This window comes from Erythrobacter sp. S43 (genome assembly GCF_057364955.1).
In genome coordinates, this window is the sequence record NZ_CP200285.1 from 1,654,276 (window position 1) to 1,675,347 (window position 21,072).

The 21,072-nt window shown below is 58.8% G+C and carries 19 protein-coding genes; 15 read left to right on the plus strand and 4 right to left on the minus strand.

The window, feature by feature from the left end; genetic code table 11:
* Window positions 1-24: 24 nt before the first annotated feature.
* The 6 genes from rpoB (at window position 25) to gltX (ending at window position 11,644) form a co-directional block, all read left to right on the plus strand.
* Entirely contained in the window at window positions 25-4,212 is a 4,188-nt protein-coding gene (rpoB, locus tag AC0V6K_RS08100) for a DNA-directed RNA polymerase subunit beta (protein ID WP_472621136.1), read from the plus strand.
* Complete coding sequence (locus tag AC0V6K_RS08105) at window positions 4,209-4,619, plus strand: hypothetical protein (RefSeq protein WP_472621138.1); 411 nt, start codon at window positions 4,209-4,211, stop codon at window positions 4,617-4,619. The genes rpoB and AC0V6K_RS08105 overlap by 4 nt, the downstream gene beginning before the upstream one ends.
* Window positions 4,620-4,635: 16 nt before the next feature.
* Entirely contained in the window at window positions 4,636-8,916 is a 4,281-nt protein-coding gene (rpoC, locus tag AC0V6K_RS08110; RefSeq protein ID WP_472621140.1) for a DNA-directed RNA polymerase subunit beta', read from the plus strand.
* A 117-nt stretch (window positions 8,917-9,033) separates the two neighbouring features.
* Window positions 9,034-9,750 (plus strand): hypothetical protein, encoded by a 717-nt coding sequence (locus AC0V6K_RS08115; RefSeq protein ID WP_472621142.1) that lies wholly within the window; start codon window positions 9,034-9,036, stop codon window positions 9,748-9,750.
* Between the two features lie 86 nt (window positions 9,751-9,836).
* Window positions 9,837-10,277 carry a DNA-directed RNA polymerase subunit beta' gene (locus tag AC0V6K_RS08120; protein WP_472621144.1) on the plus strand — a complete coding sequence of 147 codons (441 nt, stop codon included), beginning with the start codon at window positions 9,837-9,839 and terminating at the stop codon, window positions 10,275-10,277.
* Window positions 10,278-10,318: 41 nt separating this feature from the next.
* Window positions 10,319-11,644 (plus strand): glutamate--tRNA ligase, encoded by a 1,326-nt coding sequence (gene gltX / locus AC0V6K_RS08125; RefSeq protein WP_472621146.1) that lies wholly within the window; start codon window positions 10,319-10,321, stop codon window positions 11,642-11,644.
* A gap of 7 nt (window positions 11,645-11,651) precedes the next feature.
* Here gltX and AC0V6K_RS08130 read toward each other — a convergent pair whose 3' ends face one another.
* Complete coding sequence (locus tag AC0V6K_RS08130; protein ID WP_472621148.1) at window positions 11,652-11,999, minus strand: hypothetical protein; 348 nt, start codon at window positions 11,997-11,999, stop codon at window positions 11,652-11,654.
* Window positions 12,000-12,059: 60 nt separating this feature from the next.
* Window positions 12,060-13,553: a pyruvate kinase gene (gene pyk / locus AC0V6K_RS08135; RefSeq protein WP_472621150.1), complete on the minus strand. Its 1,494-nt coding sequence runs from the start codon at window positions 13,551-13,553 to the stop codon at window positions 12,060-12,062.
* Between the two features lie 76 nt (window positions 13,554-13,629).
* On the opposite strand from pyk, the gene AC0V6K_RS08140 reads away from it, so the two are divergent.
* The 4 genes from AC0V6K_RS08140 (at window position 13,630) to ruvC (ending at window position 15,672) form a co-directional block, all read left to right on the plus strand.
* The gene (locus AC0V6K_RS08140; protein WP_472621152.1) at window positions 13,630-13,947 is read left to right on the plus strand and encodes a DUF1244 domain-containing protein; all 318 of its coding nucleotides are present in this window, start codon (window positions 13,630-13,632) and stop codon (window positions 13,945-13,947) included.
* A gap of 86 nt (window positions 13,948-14,033) precedes the next feature.
* The gene (locus AC0V6K_RS08145; protein WP_152433016.1) at window positions 14,034-14,270 is read left to right on the plus strand and encodes a DUF2312 domain-containing protein; all 237 of its coding nucleotides are present in this window, start codon (window positions 14,034-14,036) and stop codon (window positions 14,268-14,270) included.
* A gap of 83 nt (window positions 14,271-14,353) precedes the next feature.
* The gene (locus tag AC0V6K_RS08150; RefSeq protein ID WP_472621154.1) at window positions 14,354-15,097 is read left to right on the plus strand and encodes a YebC/PmpR family DNA-binding transcriptional regulator; all 744 of its coding nucleotides are present in this window, start codon (window positions 14,354-14,356) and stop codon (window positions 15,095-15,097) included.
* Between the two features lie 107 nt (window positions 15,098-15,204).
* Window positions 15,205-15,672, plus strand: coding sequence for a crossover junction endodeoxyribonuclease RuvC (gene ruvC, locus AC0V6K_RS08155; protein WP_472621156.1), 468 nt, complete (start codon window positions 15,205-15,207; stop codon window positions 15,670-15,672).
* Window positions 15,673-15,696: 24 nt separating this feature from the next.
* Here the strand turns inward: ruvC and AC0V6K_RS08160 are convergent, their stop codons facing one another.
* Window positions 15,697-16,122, minus strand: coding sequence for a hypothetical protein (locus tag AC0V6K_RS08160; RefSeq protein WP_472621158.1), 426 nt, complete (start codon window positions 16,120-16,122; stop codon window positions 15,697-15,699).
* Window positions 16,123-16,393: 271 nt separating this feature from the next.
* Here AC0V6K_RS08160 and AC0V6K_RS08165 point away from each other — a divergent pair, with 271 nt between their 5' ends.
* The 3 genes from AC0V6K_RS08165 to AC0V6K_RS08175 all read left to right on the plus strand — a co-directional run bounded on the left by AC0V6K_RS08165 (window position 16,394) and on the right by AC0V6K_RS08175 (window position 18,214).
* On the plus strand, window positions 16,394-16,744 hold the full coding sequence (locus tag AC0V6K_RS08165) for an ArsC family reductase (RefSeq protein ID WP_472621160.1): 351 nt from the start codon (window positions 16,394-16,396) through the stop codon (window positions 16,742-16,744).
* Window positions 16,723-17,778: a glycerophosphodiester phosphodiesterase family protein gene (locus AC0V6K_RS08170; RefSeq protein ID WP_486172604.1), complete on the plus strand. Its 1,056-nt coding sequence runs from the start codon at window positions 16,723-16,725 to the stop codon at window positions 17,776-17,778. Before AC0V6K_RS08165 ends, AC0V6K_RS08170 begins: the two co-directional genes overlap by 22 nt.
* Window positions 17,779-17,845: 67 nt before the next feature.
* Window positions 17,846-18,214 (plus strand): hypothetical protein, encoded by a 369-nt coding sequence (locus AC0V6K_RS08175; RefSeq protein ID WP_472621164.1) that lies wholly within the window; start codon window positions 17,846-17,848, stop codon window positions 18,212-18,214.
* Here the strand turns inward: AC0V6K_RS08175 and ubiG are convergent.
* Window positions 18,211-18,948: a bifunctional 2-polyprenyl-6-hydroxyphenol methylase/3-demethylubiquinol 3-O-methyltransferase UbiG gene (gene ubiG / locus AC0V6K_RS08180; protein ID WP_472621166.1), complete on the minus strand. Its 738-nt coding sequence runs from the start codon at window positions 18,946-18,948 to the stop codon at window positions 18,211-18,213. The two genes, AC0V6K_RS08175 and ubiG, sit on opposite strands and share 4 nt — an antisense overlap.
* Before the next feature lie 79 nt (window positions 18,949-19,027).
* Here ubiG and AC0V6K_RS08185 point away from each other — a divergent pair, with 79 nt between their 5' ends.
* Complete coding sequence (locus tag AC0V6K_RS08185; RefSeq protein WP_472621168.1) at window positions 19,028-20,293, plus strand: aspartate kinase; 1,266 nt, start codon at window positions 19,028-19,030, stop codon at window positions 20,291-20,293.
* 96 nt (window positions 20,294-20,389) lie between these two features.
* On the plus strand, window positions 20,390-21,052 hold the full coding sequence (locus AC0V6K_RS08190) for a helix-turn-helix domain-containing protein (RefSeq protein ID WP_472621170.1): 663 nt from the start codon (window positions 20,390-20,392) through the stop codon (window positions 21,050-21,052).
* Window positions 21,053-21,072 lie beyond the last annotated feature (20 nt).

Below are 21,072 nucleotides of genomic sequence, written 5' to 3' on the forward strand. Positions count from 1 at the left end.
CAGCAAAAGAGGCACATACCCTCCATGGCAACCAAGGCGAAAGCGACCCGCAGCCGCACGGCTAAGGGCACAGCGAAACGACGCATCCGTAAGATTTTCGGCGACATTCACGAAGTCGTCGACATGCCGAACCTGATCGAGGTTCAGCGCGAGAGCTACGAACAGTTCCTGCGTTCGAACAAGGAAATCGATTACGTCTCCGGCCTGGAAAAGACGCTGCGCAGCGTCTTCCCGATCCGCGATTTTGCCGGCACGGCAGAGCTTGACTTCGTTCACTACGAACTTGAGCCGCCCAAATACGACACCACCGAGTGCCGTCAGCGTGGCATCACCTATGCCGCTCCGATGAAGGTGACGCTTCGCCTGATCGTATTTGAAGTCGATCAGGAAACCGAAACCCGTTCCGTCCTCGATATCAAAGAACAGGACGTTTACATGGGCGACATGCCGCTCATGACTGAGAACGGCACTTTCATCATCAACGGCACCGAGCGCGTGATCGTATCGCAGATGCACCGTTCGCCGGGCGTCCTGTTCGACCATGACCGTGGCAAGACTCACTCTTCGGGCAAGCTGCTGTTCGCTGCCCGCGTGATCCCTTACCGTGGCTCGTGGCTCGATTTCGAATTCGACGCCAAAGACATCGTCAATGTCCGTATCGACCGCAAGCGTAAGCTGCCGGTGACCGCGCTGCTTTATGCGCTGGGTCTGGATAGCGAAGGCATTCTCGATCACTTCTACAACGCCGTTACTTGGGACCGCGCCAAGGATGGTTGGAAAATCCCGTTTGTGGCCGAGAACTGGCGTGGCCAGAAGCCGACCTTCGCACTGGTTGATGCCAAGACTGGCGAAGAAGTGTTCCCGTCGGGTCAGAAGATCAGCCCGCGCGCTGCCAACAAAGCAGCCAAGGATGGCCTTAAAGATCTTCTGCTGCCGACCGAGGAAATCTTCGGCCGCTACGCCGCCGTCGACATGATCGATGAAAGCACTGGCCGCATCTACATCGAAGCCGGTGACGAAGTTGACGCCGAAAACCTCGAGAAACTCGACGCCGCAGGCATCGATAAGCTCGAACTGCTCGACATTGATGAGGTCAACACCGGTCCGTGGATCCGCAACACGCTGAAGGTCGACAAGGCCGAGAACCGTGATGAGGGTCTGGAAGCCATCTATAAAGTGATGCGTCCGGGTGAACCGCCCACCAAGGAAACCGCAGACGCGCTGTTCGAAGGCCTGTTCTTCGACGGTGAGCGTTATGACCTGTCTGCCGTTGGCCGCGTGAAGCTCAACATGCGTCTCGAGCTCGACGCCGAAGACACCGTGACCACTCTGCGCAAGGAAGACATCCTTGCCGTGGTCAAGGAACTCGTCGATCTGAAAGACGGCAAGGGCGAAGTTGACGACATCGACAACCTCGGCAACCGCCGCGTCCGTTCGGTTGGTGAGCTGCTGGAAAACCAGTACCGCGTTGGCCTACTGCGCATGGAGCGTGCGGTTAAAGAGCGTATGTCGTCGGTCGACGTTTCGACTGTCATGCCGAACGACCTCATCAACGCGAAGCCGGCTGTGGCCGCTGTCCGTGAATTCTTCGGCTCTTCGCAGCTGTCGCAGTTCATGGACCAAACCAACCCGCTGTCGGAAGTCACCCACAAACGCCGCGTTTCGGCGCTTGGCCCGGGTGGTCTGACGCGTGAACGCGCAGGCTTTGAAGTCCGCGACGTTCACCCGACGCATTATGGCCGCATCTGCCCGATTGAAACGCCGGAAGGCCCGAACATCGGTCTGATCAACTCGCTGGCTTCGTTCAGCCGTGTGAACAAGTACGGCTTTATCGAAACGCCGTATCGTCAGGTGGTCGACAACAAAGTGACGGGCGAGGTTCAGTACCTCTCCGCCATGGAAGAGCAGAAGCACACCGTTGCGCAGGCCTCGGCCGAGCTCAACGATGATGGTTCGTTCGTCGAAGACCTCATTTCGGCACGTCAGGCTGGCGACAACCTGATGGCTCCGAATGATCAGATCACGCTGATGGACGTGTCGCCGAAACAGCTCGTTTCGGTTGCAGCATCTCTGATCCCGTTCCTTGAAAACGATGACGCCAACCGCGCTCTGATGGGCTCGAACATGCAACGTCAGGCGGTGCCGCTGGTGAAAGCCGAGGCTCCGTGGGTCGGAACCGGCATGGAAGAAACCGTTGCGCGCGATTCCGGCGCTGCGATCGCGGCCAAGCGCGGCGGTATCGTCGACCAGGTTGACGCGACCCGCATCGTGATCCGCGCAGTTGGCGATGTTGAACCCGGCCAATCGGGCGTCGACATCTACACGCTGCAGAAATTCCAGCGCTCGAACCAGAACACCTGCATCAACCAGCGTCCGCTGGTGAAAGTCGGTGAGACGATCGAAGCCGGTGACATCATCGCAGACGGTCCTTCGACCGATCTGGGCGAGTTGGCTCTGGGTAAGAACAGCCTCGTCGCGTTCATGCCGTGGAATGGCTACAACTATGAGGATTCGATCCTCATTTCCGAGCGTATCGTGAAAGACGACGTCTTCACCTCGATCCACATCGAGGAATTCGAAGTCATGGCGCGTGACACCAAGCTTGGGCCGGAAGACATCACCCGCGACATTCCGAATGTCGGCGAGGAAGCTCTGCGCAACCTCGACGAAGCGGGCATCGTCTATATCGGAGCAGAAGTGCATCCGGGCGACATCCTGGTCGGCAAGATCACACCTAAGGGCGAAAGCCCGATGACGCCGGAAGAGAAGCTGCTTCGCGCCATCTTCGGTGAGAAGGCTTCTGACGTTCGCGACACCTCGCTGCGTCTGCCGCCGGGCGTTGCCGGTACCATCGTTGAAGTTCGCGTGTTCAACCGCCACGGCATTGAGATCGATGACCGTACGCGTGCGATCCAGAACGAGGAAATCGAACGTCTGCGCAAAGACGCTGCGGACGAGCGCAACATCCTCAACCGTGCGACTTACAACCGTCTGAAAGACATGCTGATGGGCCAGACGGCTTCGGCTGCTCCGAAAGGCGTGAAGAAGGGCATCGAAATCGGCGAGCAGGTGCTGGCTGATGTCGAGCGTCACGAATGGTTCAAGTTCGCAGTTGCTGACGACAAACGTCAGGCGCAGCTTGAGGCGATCAAGTCGCAGTATGACGAAGCCGTTGCCGGCATCGACGCCAAGTTTGAAGACCGTAAGGAAAAGCTCGAGCGTGGTGACGAGCTGGCACCGGGCGTTCTGAAAATGGTCAAAGTCTTTGTTGCCGTGAAGCGTAAGCTTCAGCCGGGCGACAAGATGGCTGGCCGTCACGGCAACAAGGGTGTGATTTCGCGCATCCTTCCGGTTGAGGACATGCCGTTCCTCGAAGACGGTACGCCGGTTGATCTGGTGCTGAACCCGCTGGGTGTGCCTTCGCGTATGAACGTGGGTCAGATCTTCGAAACGCACCTTGGCTTCGCAGCCCGCGGCCTCGGCATGGATATCGCTGATAAGCTCGAAGAGTGGAAAGCAGCGAACCCGAATGCTGCCGAAGATTACAAGAACGCCAAGCCGCCCGAAGCAGTGGTTGAACGTCTTAAGGACGTTTACGGCGATCAGTATCACGATGATCTGAACAGCCGTTCAACCGACCAGATTGTTGAACTCGCAACCAACCTCAGCGCAGGTGTCCCGATGGGTACGCCGGTGTTTGATGGTGCGCGCGAAGGCGATGTGACCGACTATCTCGTCAAGGCTGGCGTCCATTCGTCGGGTCAATCGACCCTGTTCGATGGCCGCACCGGTGAAGCGTTTGACCGTAAGGTCACCGTGGGCATCATCTACATGCTCAAGCTACACCACCTTGTCGATGACAAGATCCACGCCCGCTCGATCGGTCCGTACTCGCTCGTCACGCAGCAGCCGCTGGGTGGTAAGGCGCAGTTCGGTGGTCAGCGCTTCGGTGAGATGGAAGTCTGGGCTCTGCAGGCGTACGGTGCCGCCTACACCTTGCAGGAAATGCTCACCGTCAAATCGGATGACGTGGTTGGCCGTACCAAGGTCTACGAAGCCATCGTCAAGGGCGACGACACATTCGAAGCCGGCATTCCGGAGAGCTTCAACGTTCTCGTCAAGGAAATGCGCAGCCTCGGCATGAATGTCGAACTGACCTCGATCGGTGACGAAGACGAGGATGGTGACGGTTTTGCGGAGGCGGCCGAATGAGGCTCGCTTCGCTAAAAGCAGCTGCGGCCTTGGCCGCGGTGGCTGCCACCTCAACCACTGCGTATGCCGCGCAAGACAGTAAGACCGCGTATAATCGCGATCTGTCCTGCGCCGCATACCACCTGGAAATTGCGGGCTTTTACAAGTCCGAGCGAGGCCAGACCCAACCGCGCAGCACGCAGCTGGAAGCGCAATACCGCGCTTCGGGCACAGCGAAGCTGTCGGAAGCTCTGGTTCACGCCGAGGCGCTGGGCAAGGACCGCGCCGAGGTAAAGACCGATTTGTTTGGTCTGCTCGAAACCCGCATCACCAGCAAGGTAACAGCCGAGACGGACCCCGCTTTCGTCCTGGCTCACGTCAAAGATACCACCCTCAAGGCCGATACGTGCCAGCGTTCGGGCAACTGAGAAGGATCACTCAATCATGAATGAACTGACCAAATTCACCAATCAGCTGGCCAAGCCGGAAACCTTTGACCAGATCCAGATCGGCATCGCCTCGCCAGAGCGCATCCGTTCTTGGTCTTTCGGTGAGATCAAGAAGCCGGAAACGATCAACTATCGTACGTTCAAGCCAGAGCGTGACGGCCTGTTCTGTGCCCGCATCTTCGGTCCGGTGAAGGACTACGAATGCCTGTGCGGCAAGTACAAGCGCATGAAGTACAAAGGCGTCGTCTGCGAGAAGTGCGGCGTTGAAGTCACCGTCACCAAAGTGCGCCGCGAGCGTATGGGCCACATCGAATTGGCCGCGCCGGTTGCGCATATCTGGTACCTTAAGTCGCTGCCTTCGCGCATCGGCCTGCTGCTCGACATCCAATTGAAGCAGCTTGAGCGCATCCTCTACTTCGAAAGCTATGTGGTGATCGAGCCGGGCCTGACCCCGCTTGAGAAGTTCCAGCTGCTGACCGAAGACGAGCTGCTCGAAGCGCAGGACGAATATGGCGAAGACGCATTCAGCGCCGATATCGGTGCCGAAGCGGTCAAGGTCATGCTGATGGACCTCGATCTCGAGCAAGAGCGTGAAGACCTTCTGGAAGAACTGGCGACGACCAAGTCGACGCTGAAGCCGAAGAAGATCATCAAGCGCCTCAAAGTTGTCGAGAGCTTCATTGAATCGGGCAACCGCCCCGAGTGGATGATCCTCGAAGTGATCCCTGTGATCCCACCTGAGCTGCGCCCGCTCGTCCCGCTGGACGGTGGCCGTTTCGCGACGTCGGATCTCAACGATCTCTATCGCCGTGTGATCAACCGTAACAACCGCCTCAAGCGTCTGATTGAGCTGCGCGCGCCGGACATCATCGTCCGCAACGAAAAGCGTATGCTTCAGGAAGCCGTTGACGCGCTGTTCGACAATGGTCGCCGTGGCCGTGTCATCACCGGTGCGAACAAGCGTCCGCTCAAGTCGCTGTCCGACATGCTCAAGGGTAAGCAGGGCCGCTTCCGCCAGAACCTTCTGGGTAAGCGCGTCGACTATTCGGGCCGTTCGGTCATCGTGACCGGCCCTGAATTGAAACTGCACCAGTGCGGTCTTCCGAAGAAGATGGCACTCGAGCTGTTCAAGCCGTTCATCTACGCCCGCCTCGATGCAAAGGGTCTTTCGATGACCCTGAAGCAGGCGAAGAAATGGGTCGAGAAAGAGCGCAAGGAAGTCTGGGACATCCTAGACGAAGTGATCCGCGAGCACCCGGTTCTGCTGAACCGCGCTCCGACGCTTCACCGTCTTGGCATCCAGGCGTTCGAGCCGGTTCTGATCGAAGGTAAGGCGATCCAGCTTCACCCGCTGGTCTGCTCGGCCTTCAACGCCGACTTTGACGGTGACCAAATGGCTGTCCACGTTCCGCTGTCGCTCGAAGCGCAGTTGGAAGCGCGCGTGCTGATGATGTCGACCAACAACATCCTCTCGCCCGCAAATGGTAAGCCGATCATTGTGCCTTCGCAGGATATGGTTCTGGGTCTCTACTACCTCTCCATGGAACGGCAGGAGAAGGCGCCTGAATTCCTCGAAAACGAAGATGGCTCCAAGACCGAGAAGCTGCCGCGCTTTGCCGATATGGCCGAAGTGCATCAGGCGCTCGAAACCAAGGCTGTTACGCTGCACACCAAAATCATCGCCCGCGTTCCGCAGGCCGATGAGGATGGCAACATCGTACACAAGCGTTTCGAAACCACGCCGGGCCGCATGCTCATCGGTGAGTGTCTGCCGAAGAACCACAAGGTGCCCTACGACATCATCAACCGCCTTCTGACGAAGAAGGACATCGGTGACGTGATCGACGAAGTGTACCGTCACACCGGTCAGAAAGACACGGTGCTGTTTGCTGACGCCATCATGGTACTGGGCTTCCGCCACGCATTTAAGGCGGGCATCTCCTTCGGTAAGGATGACATGATCATTCCTGACGCGAAAGAAGGCATGGTTGAAGAGACCAAGAAGCTGGTTGCTGACTATGAACAGCAGTATCAGGACGGTCTCATCACCCAGCAAGAGAAGTACAACAAGGTGATCGATGCCTGGAGCCGTTGTGGTGACCAGGTGGCCGACGCGATGATGGAAGAGATTAAGTCTCAGCCCATCGACAAGGAAGGCCGCGAAGCAGAGATCAACTCGATCTACATGATGAGCCACTCGGGTGCGCGTGGTTCGCCAGCGCAGATGAAGCAGCTTGCCGGTATGCGTGGCCTGATGGCCAAGCCTTCGGGTGAAATCATCGAGACACCGATCATCTCGAACTTCAAAGAAGGTCTATCGGTTCTCGAATACTTCAACTCGACCCACGGCGCGCGTAAGGGTCTGGCTGACACCGCTCTGAAGACGGCAAACTCGGGTTACCTGACCCGCCGTCTGGTTGACGTGTCGCAGGACTGCGTGATCGTTGAAGAGGACTGCAAGACCGAAAACGCGCTGGAAATGCGCGCTATCGTTCAGGGTGGTTCGGTCATCGCATCGCTGGGTGAACGTATTCTGGGCCGCACCGTGGCCGAGGACATCATGAACGCGGCGACCGATGAGGTGATCGTGAAAGCGGGCACTCTGGTTGACGAGCCGATGGTGAAGGAAATCGAAGCGGCTGAAGTTCAGTCCGCCAAGATCCGTTCGCCGCTGGTTTGTGAAGCCGAGCAGGGCGTGTGCGGCAAGTGTTACGGTCGTGACCTTGCTCGCGGTACTCCAGTGAACATCGGTGAAGCTGTCGGCGTTATCGCTGCGCAGTCAATCGGTGAGCCGGGCACCCAGCTGACGATGCGTACCTTCCACATCGGTGGTGCGGCGCAGCTCAACGAAACCTCGCATCTTGAGTCCATCTCGGATGGTAAGATCGAGTATCGTGACATGCCGACCATCACCGACAAGAAGGGCCGTATCCTTTCGATGGCGCGTAACGGTGAACTCGCTGTGATCGACGCTGAAGGTCGTGAGCGTGAGATGCACAAAGTGCCTTACGGTACCGTGCTCATGTTCAAGGACGGCGCTAAGGTGAAAGAAGGCGATCGTCTGGCTGAATGGGATCCGTTCACACTGCCGATCATCACCGAGCAATCGGGTGTTGTGCGTTTCCAGGACCTTGTTGAAGGCACCACACTGGAAGAGCAGACCGATGATGCAACGGGTATCGCCCAGCGCATCGTGACCGAGAACCGCGCAACGGGCCGCAAGAAGAAAGAAGAGCTGCGTCCGCGCATGATTCTTCAAGGTGAAGGCCAGACCATCGAAGACGAAACCGATGCACAGCGTTACATGCTGGCACCGGGAACCACGCTTTCGGTTGAAGACGGTCAAACGGTTGATGCGGGTGACATCCTTGCACGTGCTTCGCGCGAAGCCGCCAAGACCCGCGACATCACCGGTGGTCTGCCACGTGTGGCCGAATTGTTCGAGGCGCGTCTGCCCAAGGACATGTCGGTTATTGCCAAAATTTCGGGCAAGATCGAATTCGTTCGCGAATACAAAGCGAAGCGGAAGATCGCAATCGTTCCGGAAGAGGGTGATGCAGTCGAATACCTGATCCCGAAAACCAAGGTGATCGACGTGCAGGAAGGCGACTTCGTGAAGAAGGGGGACACCCTGATTTCCGGCTCGCCAAACCCGCACGACATCCTCGAGGTTCTGGGTGTCGAGGCACTGGCTGAGTATCTCGTCAACGAGATCCAGGAAGTGTATCGACTGCAGGGCGTTAAGATCAACGACAAGCACATCGAGGTGATCGTTCGCCAGATGCTGCAGAAGGTCGAAATCACCAATGGCGGCGACACCACGTTGCTTCCGGGTGAGCAGGTTGATCTGGCTGAGATGCTCGAAGTCAACGGCAAGCTTGGCAAGAACAAGCAGCCAGCCGAAGGCACGCCGATCCTTCTCGGGATCACTAAGGCGTCGCTGCAGACCCGCAGCTTCATCTCCGCCGCTTCGTTCCAGGAAACCACCCGCGTTCTGACGCAGGCTTCGGTTGAGGGTAAGAAGGACACGCTGATCGGTCTCAAGGAGAACGTGATCGTGGGTCGTCTGATCCCGGCTGGTACGGGCGCTGGCATGAACCGCATGCGTGTGACGGCATCGAGCCGCGACGCAGCGCTGAAAGCCGCATGGAAGAAGCAGCAGGAAAAGCTGGCCGCCGAAAACGCATCAGAGCCGGAGCCGGATGCTGATCCGGTTTCGAGCGAAGAAGCGATGAAAGCTGCCATGGGCGGAGGCGATGCTCCCGCTGCGGAGTAACCCAACCCCAAGCCTTCAAGGCTGAGAAAGTACCCCGCTGGAGCATTGGCTTCGGCGGGGTTTTTCTTTTCCGCTTTCGTGCGTTAGCCTGTCCCCTGAAAAAGGGAGGGACGCATAATGAAGAAGTTTGCCATAGGTCTTGCCACTGCCAGCCTGCTGGTTCCGTTCGCTGCTGCGGCGCAGGACGAAAATCTGGTCGTTGTCACCGGGTCACGCATTGAACGGTCCGACTACGATCAATTCTATGATGATGAGCAGTCGGCCATCGGATTGACGCGCACTGCCGATTACTTTGTGAAGCCGATCTATGTGAATTCGGACTCGCGCGAAGCCGAATTGCGTCGGCAAGAAGTCGATGCGGTGCTTAAGGCGATGATTGAGCGCGCAAGCTCTCAAGGCATTGCACTTGTGGCAGGTGAGTACACACTCTCGCCGCTTACATTGGCGAATATGGAAGACCTGCTGAGTTATAAGAGGGGCGGCCGCCCGGATACGACGCGGGTGCAGCTTTATGCGCGCTTGCCAGTTGGCGGAAACTTCAAAGGCAGTGATGAAGTCGACAAGCGGGTTGATGCCTTCACCAAAGCGGTGCCGGTCACAGGGCGCGGCTACGTCACGACGGGTGACACCGAGCTCGCCATCGACAATCCGGACCAATATCGCGGCGCAGTGGTTCGGGCGATCGCGACCGAATCTCGCAGCTATGCGTCGATGTTTGGCAGCGACTACGGCATCGAGATCCGCGGTCTCGATTCAGAGCTGTACTTCAAGCAGGCGAGCCAGACCGAGGTGTTTCTCTATATCGAGCACAGTTTCGTGATCAGGCCGAAATAGGATGAAAAGTCAATTATAGTTATTGCGACGCATTTGCATTAAAGATAGAAGGGTATGAGTTCACCACCTTGGCCCAAGGGAGAATCATGCCTCACCGTCGCATTTCCGCTGATCGATCACGTCAATTACTGGCGGAACTGGCCGCTCCGACGCGGATCGAGTCGGTCGGGCCAATCGCGGCGCGCTTCGCTTACTCATTGCGCCTTATTGCTCTGCATCAGCGCGCAAGGCGGGACCCCGTGCCTGAACTCGCCACCCGCTTGTGCAGCGTCGAAGTTGCGGCAAAGGCCCTCGCGCTCAGCCTCGCGATCACGCAAGTCTGGCCGGAGAACATTCATGTCTCGCGCTTTTGTTGCCAGGCGATGACCCATGACGAAGCAACAATCGCGGCGATGATCAATGCCGCAACGCAGCGCGACCGCGATGCGTTCAATGACGTGGTCGACGGTCTCATCCGGCCAACCCGTATTGAGACGCTCTGGAACGCCGCCACCGATCTCGTGATTGCAGAGATGCAAGCGGCCTAATCATCTTGCCGAGGGGACGCTGGCTGGCTACCGCGCTCGGCATGACAACAACCCGTTTCGCTCCGTCCCCCACGGGCCGCCTTCACGTCGGCAACATCCGCACCGCGCTCCACAACTGGATGCTCGCCCAAAAGGCTGGCGGAAAATTTATCCTGCGCATCGACGACACCGACGCGGCGCGTTCGAAGGAAGAATATGTCGAGGCGATCCGTACGGACCTTGCGTGGCTTGGCATTGAAGCGGACCGCGAAGAGCGCCAATCGCAGCGGCTCGATCGTTATGAGGCGGCGTTTGAGAAACTGCGCGACGCTGGCCGTATCTACCCGGCTTATGAAACGCAGCAGGAGCTTGAGCTTAAGCGCAAGGTTCTCCTCGGGCGCGGGCTGCCGCCGATTTATGATCGCGGCGCGCTACAGCTCACCGATGAAGAGCGCGCGGCGAAAGAAGCCGAGGGCATCCAGCCGCACTGGCGCTTCAAGCTCGACCATGATGAAGCGATCCAGTGGGAAGACGGCGTGCGCGGCTCGGTGAAATTCGACGCAGCGCAGCTATCCGATCCCGTCATCCGCCGCGCCGATGGATCGTGGCTCTATATGCTGCCGAGCACAGTCGATGATGTCGATATGGGCGTCACACAAGTGCTGCGTGGTGAGGATCACGTCTCAAACACGGCGGTGCAGATTCAGATGTTCACTGCGATGGATGCAACACCCCCTGCCTTTGCCCACGAAGCCTTGCTGGTGGGCAAAGAAGGCAAGCTCTCCAAACGCCTTGGCTCGCTCGGCTGCGATGCGTTCCGCGAGCGCGGGATCGAACCCGAAGCGATCATTGCGCTGCTGTCGCGCCTTGGCACGTCGCAACCTGTCGAGCCGGTTGCCGACCGTCAGAAGCTGCTCGATACGTTCGACCTATCCACCTTTGGCCGCGCGCCTGCGAAGTTTGACGATGCTGAGCTGGAACGGGTCAACACCGCCATCGTCCACGCCATGCCGTTCGATGCTGTGCAGGCACGCCTGCCTGAAGGCATGGACGAAGCCGGTTGGCACGCCGTGCAGCCCAACGTCGCAACCGTGGGCGAGGTACAGGAATGGTGGCGGCTGGTCACCGGCCCGATCGAGCAGGTTGAGTTCTCTGACGAGGACAAGGCCTATCTGGTTGAAGCCGCGCAGACGCTCAGCTGGGGTAATGATCCGTGGGGTGCGCTGACCTCAGCGTTGAAGGACAGCACCGGTCGCAAAGGCAAACAGCTGTTCCTGCCTTTGCGTCAGGCACTCACCGGCATGAATCACGGCCCCGACATGGGCGAGCTTCTCCCGCTCATCGGAGAAGAAAAAGCGCGCGGAAGGCTGGAACGCGCGGCGGGCTAACTTTTACCTAGGCGCGAATTGGCCCCGGGTAGCCGAGTCGCATCGCAAGGATCGTCAGCGCTACGGGAATAAGCGAGATCAGTCCGAACGTCGTGTTGCCTGTCATAAAAATCACTGCGCTGGAAATCGCAAAGCCCGCGCCGATCAAAGCCAATCCGGCCTGACCCGGCCCGCGTAATACTGCGAGCACAGCGCCTATCACTTGCATCGCACCGAGCGGGTAAAGCCAGACTGAGCTGAGCCCCGCTGATGCGAAGAACTCCGTTTCCGCCGGTGTCTGCATCAGCTTGGCGACCCCCGCCGCTAGGCTTAGAAGCACAAGCGCAATGCGAAGGCCCCATTTCACATAAGTCATTGATCCACTCCCCCGGACCCAAATTCCCGGTCAGAGCGTAGGCTAGAACCCTGCGAAAGGCTATTTGTCGTCGTGATTGTTGAGCTCGTTGCCCGTCAGCGTGACCATATGCAGCAGGTTGGTGCTGCCCGGAGTTCCAAACGGCACGCCCGCGAGCACAACCTGCTTGGAACCCGCTGTGCCAAACCCGTGGCGCAGGGCCATGCGCTTACCCTTGGCGATCATCTCTTCGAAGCTGCCGATATCCTTGGTCGCCACTGCGTGCGCACCCCACAGGAGAGCCACGCGCCGTGCGGTTTTCATGGATGGGGTAAGGACCAGCATCGGAATGGCAGGCCGTTCGCGCGCAACACGGCGCGCGGTTGAACCCGATGAAGTGAAGACAGTGATCGCGCTGATCGGGATCGTGTCACCAATGGTCATGCAGGCATGGGCCAACGCATCGGAAGTGGTGGCATCGGGCGGCGTATCTAGGAAGCGGACTCGCTCAAGATAGCTCTCGTCCTTTTCGACATGCGCGGCAATGGAATTCATCATCGCGACCGATTCTTCGGGCCAGTCTCCTGCGGCGCTTTCCGCGCTCAGCATCACGGCATCGGCGCCGTCATAGACTGCGTTGGCGACGTCGGAGACTTCGGCGCGGGTTGGTGTGGGGCTTTCGATCATGCTTTCCAGCATTTGTGTCGCCACGATAACGGGTTTGCCCGCAGTTCGAGCAGCGTTGACAATACGCTTTTGCAATGGCGGGACCTCGTGGGGGTCAAGTTCGACGCCCAGATCCCCGCGCGCAACCATAATGCCGTCGGACATCTCGATAATCTCGGGCAGGCGTTTAACCGCCATCGGTTTTTCGATCTTGGCGCATAGAGCAGGCATCTGTCCGCCCGGCGATGCGTGGCTGTTCACCAGTTTGCGCGCTTCGGCCATATCGTCGCCGCGCTGCACAAAGCTCAGCGCGATCCAGTCCGCGCCATGCTGCACAGCAAAGGCAAGGTCCTTGCGGTCCTTTTCAGTCAAGGCAGGGATTGGCACTTCGGCATCGGGCACGTTCACACCCTTACGGTCCGAAATTACGCCGCCGACTTCGGCTGAACAGCGGATGTGGTTTTCGTCCGCCTCTTTCACGACCAGCCGGATCTTGCCGTCATTGATCAGCAGGCGTTGCCCGCGCTCCATGATACCGAACAATTCGGGGTGAGGCAGGCACACGCGGTTTTCATCGCCCGGCGTTTCATCGCGGTCGAGCGTGAAGTGGCTGCCATGACGGATCACCGCCTTGCCATCCTTGAATGTGCCGACGCGCAGCTTGGGCCCTTGGAGGTCGGCAAGGATTGCGATCGGGCGGAAGACTTCTTTCTCCAGCGCGCGGATCGCGGTGATTGCTTTCTCGTGATCTTCGTGACTGCCGTGGCTCATATTGACGCGGAAGGCGTCAGCGCCCGCCTTGAACAGCTTGCGCAGCATTTCGGGCGAACGGCTCGCCGGGCCAATCGTCGCCAGAATCTTGACCTTGCGACCGCGCGGGTCGATCTTGGTGAAATCACGGTTGGTCATAGCCGGATAGGGACCCCTCTACTTGTCCTGAATGCTGCTATGACAGGCGAATGAGTCAACTCAAGGACTTCTATCGATGAATACGAAAACAGATGCACTCGATGCGCTTTCTGATGAGCAAGCCGCGGCGGCATTCCGCCGGCTGGTGCGCCATTTGCGCCACCGCCACGACGCGCAGAACATCGAACTGATGGGCCTTGCGGGCTTTTGCCGCAATTGCCTTGCCGACTGGATCCGTGACGCCGGATATGAAGGTGACAAGGCCGCCGCGCGCGAGCTGATCCACGGCATGCCGCAAGAAGAGTGGAAGGCGACCAAGCAAACCCCCGCGACCGAAGAACAGATCGCCGCAATGCAAAAGAGCCTGACCAAGAACAAGGCCGATTTGCGCTAGTCTTTGTGGATTTCGGTCTTTCGCACGGGGCGCCTGCCGCGTATCGCAGGCGCAACGTGATTCTCACCCAATCGGAGATTTAAGAGATGGCTGAAGCCACCGACGACCGCCTGCGCCTGCTGATCGAGCGCATCGAACGCCTCGAAGAAGAAAAGAAGGGCATCGCTGACGATATCCGCGATGTTTATGCCGAGGCCAAAGCAGTCGGTTATGATACCAAGATCATGCGCCAGATCGTCCGCCTGCGCAAAATGAAGCCGGATGACCGCAGCGAACAGGAAACGATCCTCGAGACGTACAAAGCCGCGCTCGGCATGGGCTAATGCCCGGCCGTTTCGCGACCTTGAGAAGAGAGCGCGGCTGACCTAAGGCTGCGCCATCTAAAGCCTTACGTAGAAGAGTACCCATGGCAGGCCATTCCAAATTCAAAAACATCATGCACCGCAAGGGTGCGCAGGATAAAAAGCGCTCGAACCTGTTTTCGAAGCTGAGCCGCGAAATCACCGTGGCGGCGAAGATGGGCGCGCCTGATCCGGATATGAACCCGCGTCTGCGGCTGGCGGTCAACACCGCCAAAGGGCAGTCCATGCCAAAGGACAACATCCAGCGCGCGATCGATAAGGCGAGCGCAGCGGATGGCGAGAACTACGAAGAGGTCCGCTACGAAGGTTATGGCCCGGGTGGTAGCGCGATCATCGTCGAAGCGTTGACCGACAATCGCAACCGCACCGCCACAGCCGTGCGCACCGCGTTCAGCAAGAACGGCGGCAATCTCGGCACCGAAGGCTCGGTTGCGCATGGCTTCGAACGCGTTGGCTTCATCGAGTACGGCGCAGATGCCGGTGATGAAGACGCGGTGTTCGAAGCCGCCATGGAAGCGGGTGCCGAGGACATTGAGAGCGGCGATGACGGTCACACGATCTGGACCGCTGCTGAAGACCTTCATGGCGTTTCTTCCGAGCTTGAAAAGGCGCTCGGCGAAGCCAAGGAAGTCAAACTGGCGTGGAAGCCCAACCTTACCGTCGAAATGGACGAAAAAGGTGCGGGCACGCTGATCAAGCTGATCGATGCTCTGGAAGATGATGACGACGTCCAGACCGTCTGGGGCAATTACGAGATCTCCGATGAGATCATGGAGAAGCTCGACTGAGTTGGCGCGAATGGCTCTTCGCCTCGATCCTCGGCGCAGCCTTCCTGATTGCCGCAGCGTGGCGATTGGGCTGGCGGATCGGGCTAGGCTGAAGTGATCATATTGCCATGATTATCCTCGGCCTTGACCCCTCACTCTCCTGCACCGGCTGGGGCGTGGTGCGCGTGGAAGGCTCGCGCATCAGCCATATCGCCAACGGTCAGATCAAAACCCAGGCCAAGGCGCCCATGGCCGAGCGTCTTCACAACCTCCACGATGGCATCGCAGCGGTGATTGGCGCATATGCGCCCGACCGCGCGGCTTGTGAGGAAGTCTTCGTCAACAAGAACCCGCAATCAACGCTGAAACTGGCGCAAGCGCGCGGCTGTGTTCTTGCCGCGTGCGGGGCGAGCGGATTGCAAGTGCGCGAACACGCCGCGCGGCTGGTCAAGAAATCGGTGGTCGGCACCGGCGGCGCAGACAAGGCTCAGGTGCAGGCCATGCTCAAAGTGCTGCTGCCCGGCGCGGCAATCGAGGGCGCAGACGCTGCCGACGCGCTGGCGGTGGCGATTGCCGATGCGCATCTGGCTCGGTGATGGCTCTTGAAACGTCCGCTTGATCTAAACCCCAAACGGCGTCGCCAGCATAAAGAACAGCGCCGCCACAACGGCCATTGCGGTGGTGATCAGTCCCGTCTTCTTTGAGCGGATCCATCCGGCCAGACCAATGCAGGCGATCAGGCTGAGAAACCCTACGCTGTAGCCCAGCAGCATCGCGCCCCAAAGTATGGCAATCAGCGAGTCCGGCGCTGTGACCGGCGTTTCCGGGCTGAAAAGGATGATAATGCGCCAAGAGGCCACCACCGCAATCAGCAAGCTGCAAGCCGCGAGGGCCGATGTGCCGACAATCCAGCTGACCGACTTCTTGGGGTTCGCAAACACCACGATGGTCACAAGGATCGTCGCCGAAACGCCGCCCAGAAATGCGCTGACAAATGAAAGCTGCTCGGCCACTGCAATGGCGTATTCGGGGGTGAGTTGGACCATCTGAAGTCTATCCCCTTTTGAGGGTTGCTATTGGGTCTTCAGCAATAGCGCTGCAACAGTTGTGATCAAGGTCACGCAACGCTGGCGGGCAGCCTGTCCTATACTGCTAGAGGATGGTAGATCCCGAGCATGATCCTTGCTGCTGTCAATCGTGTTCGCCTATGGACCCAGAGCTAAATGCACCACACGACTTTTTCCCTTTGAACACTGTCTCAGCTGTTTCAGGCGTGCTTTACGGGCGGCGAGCTGAGGCAAAATCAGGACTATTGATGTGACGATCGAACTCTATGGCATTCCTAATTGCGACACGGTGAAGAAGGCGCGCAAATGGCTTGATGCGAACGGCATTGAGTACACCTTCCATGACTACAAGAAGGAAGGCGCTGATCCGGCGAAGCTGGAAGAGTGGATTGCCGCACATGGCGTCGATGTGGTGCTCAACAAGCGCGGGACGACGTTCCGCAAGCTCACCGATGCCGAAAAGGAAGTCGCTGCAAACAGTAATGAAGCTGTAGCCCTTCTCGTTCAGCACCCTTCAATGATCAAACGTCCAGTGGCCGCGCATGCAGCGGGAACGCTGGTTGGTTTCAAGGAAGACGAATGGTCCGCAACACTGCTCTGAAATTGGTTCTGGGAGCGATCGCCATGGCAACGCCCATCGCCGCGCAAGCGCAAGCTGCCGATAGCCCCCTCGTGATCGCGCATCGCGGATCGAGCGGCGAACGGCCCGAGCACACGCTGGTTGCCTATGAGCTCGCGATTGAGCAAGGCGCGAACTACATCGAACCTGATCTGGTGGCGACGAAGGACCTCGTGCTGGTCTCGCGTCACGAGAACGAGCTTTCCGGAACAACCGATGTCGCGAACCGCGAAGAGTTCGAGCATCTGCGGCGCGAAAAGACCATCGATGGTCAGCGCGTGGCGGGTTGGTTCGCCGAAGACTTTACCTTGGCGGAGCTGCGTACTCTGCGTGCCAAAGAGCGCGTGCCGAGCGCGCGGCCAGCGAACACGCGATATAACGGCCTTTATCAGGTGCCGACGCTGAAAGAGATCGTACAATTGGTGCGCGCGAAAGAAGCCGAGACGGGCAAGCGCATCGGCCTTTATCCCGAACTCAAGCATCCGACATTCCTGCTCGAAGACTCCGGCATCGACATGGTCGATCTGGTCTTGAAAGAGCTGCGCGAACTGGGCATTGGCGCGGATGACCCGCTCTATATCCAGAGCTTTGAGGTTGGCGTGCTGCAGCGCTTGAACCAGCGCAGCGATTACAAACTGGTGCAGTTGATCAAGGACGTGGGCAGTCCCGCAGACGAGCCGAGCATGCGCTATGTCGAGATGATCTCACCAACCGGTCTGGCGGAGATTGCAGCCTACGCTGATGGTCTCGGTCCGTGGCTGGGGCATGTCGTGAACCCCGATGGATCGGCAACGTCACTGATCAAGGATGCCAAAGCTGTCGGTTTGAAAGTGCATCCGTGGACCCTGCGTAAGGAGAACGGCTTTCTGCCTTCCTCATATCAGAGCGCGGGCGGCCCTTCGGCTGACGGTCAGTATCGCAAGCTGTGGCAAGCAGCGATTGATAGCGGTGCGGACGGGTTCTTTACCGACAATGTGAAGGAGCTGGTCGAACTGCTTCAGGTCTCCGATCGTTGAGGCGCGCTCAGCGAAATCTTAAGGGATTTCAGTGATAAGCGTTGCCTGATCGATAGGGAGCGCACTCGTGAGAACACTGACCATCGCTGTTTGCAGCCTTGCTTTGGCGGGTTGTGGAGGCCCTGAGACGCTTGAAGAAGCTCTGGGCAATGCCGCCGAATTCTACAATTCAAGCTCCAACAACCTGCAAACGTCGCAGCTTAAGAACACCAAGATCAAAGCGGACGTATCAGGCGATCTTTTGACAATCAGGCTGACCAACTTCCCGAGCGGCACGCGCACCTATGATCCCAATGCGCTTCGAAAACTGCTTCGAGAAAGACTGTGCGAAACCGGCTCCGCTCGGGCCATCTTCGATATGGGCGGCAAAGTCCGCATCGAGCTGCGGTCCAACTACGGCAAGGAACTGCCGCCGGTACAGGTTGCCCGCTGTTAGGCACGTTTGGCGCTGAGGATGTAGTTGAGCGATTCGTCGTCGGACAGGTGAAGTCCTTTGCCCGGACGATAGGCGATTCCGCGCCGTTCGGTGACAGTCAGTCCGAACTCTGAGAGGAGCTCTTCCAGTTCTTCGGGCGTGATAAAATCGTTCCAGTGGTGCGTGCCCTTGGGCACATAGCCAATCGCTTCGGCAGCCCCGACCAACAGCAGCCTCGATGCGGCGGTGCGATTGGGGGTGGAGAGGATAAGTAGGCCGTCCGGCGCAAGCTTGGCGACCACATCGGCAAGGAAAGCGCGTTTGTCAGCGACATGTTCAATGACCTCAACGCTTGTCACGAGATCGAACGTGCCAATGTCGAGCGAGCCGACTTCGCCCGCCATGTACCGGATATCGAGACCGCTGGCTTCGGCATGAGTGCTGGCGACAGAGACGTTTTCGGCGGCTGCATCAACGCCGGTGACCTCGCCGCCAAGGCGGGAGAGCGGTTCGCACAGCAGCCCTGCGCCGCAGCCAACGTCGAGCACGCTCTTACCAACGAGCGGCTTCACGCTTTGCCAGTCACCGCCAAAATGCGCATCAATCGCCGAACGAATAAACTCCAGCCGCACCGGATTGACCTGGTGCAGCGAAGCCATCTTGCCCTTCGGGTTCCACCAGTCGCGCGCCAGCGAGGCGAAGTGCTCAGCCTCTTCGGGACGGATGGTTACATTTGATACGTTTGCGTTTCCCATGCGGCATCGTTAGCAGCGCGAACGAATACTCACCAGCGGGAGTTACCGAGCCTTGGCGCGGCCAAACCAAAGAGTAGTGATGAAATTTGGCGGAACCTCGATGGCGGGGACCGAGCGCATTCGCCGCGTCGCCAATATCGTGCGCAAACAAGCTGCAGGCGGAGACCAAGTTGCGGTCGTCGTCAGTGCGATGGCGGGCGAGACGGACCGGTTGGTCAACTTCTGCCGCGAAGCGAACGCGCTTTACGATCCGGCCGAATATGACGTGGTTGTTTCGAGCGGCGAGCAGGTGACCAGCGGGTTGCTGGCGCTGACGCTCCAATCGCTCGGCTGCAAGGCGCGCAGCTGGCTGGGTTGGCAATTGCCGGTCAAGACGATCGAAGCGCACTCGAAAGCTCGGGTCGAGACAATTGAGTCCGACTCTGTGTTGAGCCGCATGAGTGAAGGCGAAATCGCGGTTGTTCCTGGCTTCCAAGGCGTCAGCGAAGAAGGCCGCATTACTACGATGGGGCGCGGCGGGTCGGATACCTCGGCTGTCGCGGTTGCAGCGGCGCTGGGTGCGGATCGCTGCGACATCTACACGGACGTCGATGGGGTTTACACCACGGACCCGCGCATCGTTGCCAAAGCGCGCAAGCTTAAAGCGGTGACTTACGAGGAAATGCTCGAACTTGCGTCGGTTGGTGCAAAAGTTTTGCAGACCCGTTCGGTTGGCCTCGCGATGAAAGCGGGTGTGCGCCTTCAGGTGCTCTCCAGCTTCATAGGAGAAGATGCGCCGCCTGCAGATGACCTACCGGGGACGCTGATCGTCTCCGAAGAAGAAATGAACGAATTGGTGGAGAAGGGCGAGATGGAACGCCAGCTTGTAACCGGTATCGCACACGACAAGAACGAAGCGAAGATCATCCTGACCCGCGTGCCCGATGAGCCGGGCGCGGTGGCGCACATCTTTGAACCGCTCGCGGATGCCAGCATCAATGTCGACATGATCATCCAGAACGTCGGCCGCGACAAAGGTGAGACCGACGTGACTTTCACCGTGCCTCAGTCAGACCTCGCGCGGGCGCAGGCGCTGCTGGAAGACAAGCGCGGCGATATCGGGTTCAACCGCATCATCACCGACAGCAAGATTGCGAAGATCAGTGTCGTCGGCGTCGGTATGAAGAGCCATGCGGGTGTCGCCAGCACGATGTTCCGCGCGCTGTCCGATCGCGGGATCAACATTCAGGCGATCTCGACATCCGAGATCAAGGTCAGCGTGATGATCGACGAAGACGAAACCGAGCTTGCCGTGCGCGTTTTGCACACCGCCTATGGTCTGGACGCGGTGGACGAACCGGTTTGACGCGGAAACGTGGTGGTTCACCGCCGTTAGTCATGTCCTAAAACCCGGCCTTAAACCTAAACGGAAAGGTGTGGTGCTCCAATCAGGAGACACACCATGGCCTTTAAAGCGCACCTTGAACCCCAGAGCTCGGTTGACGAGGGACAGCGCCGCACGTCTCGCCGCGCACTCAGACTGGAAACGAGCGGTGCGCTGCCCGGTGGGCTGGAAGCGAATGTCACCATTCACAATATCTCGGTCGCAGGACTGCTGATCGAGACGGAGCTGCCACTTGGCGAAGGGGATGGCTTGGCGATTGACTTGCCGCCTGATGGCCCGGTTAACGCCGTGGTCGTGTGGGTGAGCGGCCAGCTTTATGGATGCGCATTTGAAGAAGCGCTGGGCAAGGGATCGTTTGCCGCCACGCAACTCATCGCACCAGTAGCGCCTGCCGCGCCGCTCCGCGCGCCCCCGAGCAGCGGTGAACCATTCGGGGCAAGGTTGAACCGCCTGCGCCGGGAACGCAGCATGACGCTCGCGGACATTGCCGGCGCTCTGAGTGTCAGCAAGCCGACCGTTTGGGCGTGGGAGAAGGGCAAGGCCCGTCCGGTGCCAAGTAGAATACCCGAGATCGCGGAAGCTCTCGGCGTTTCTGTTCAGGAGCTCGGCGAGGCGGCGCCTGCCAATGAAGTGACCGCAGTTACGGAGGAATGCCGCCTCCGTATTGCATCGGTATACGGAACAAGCCCGTCCAGCATACGCATTATGGTGGAGCTTTGATCGCGAAAGCGAAAATATTG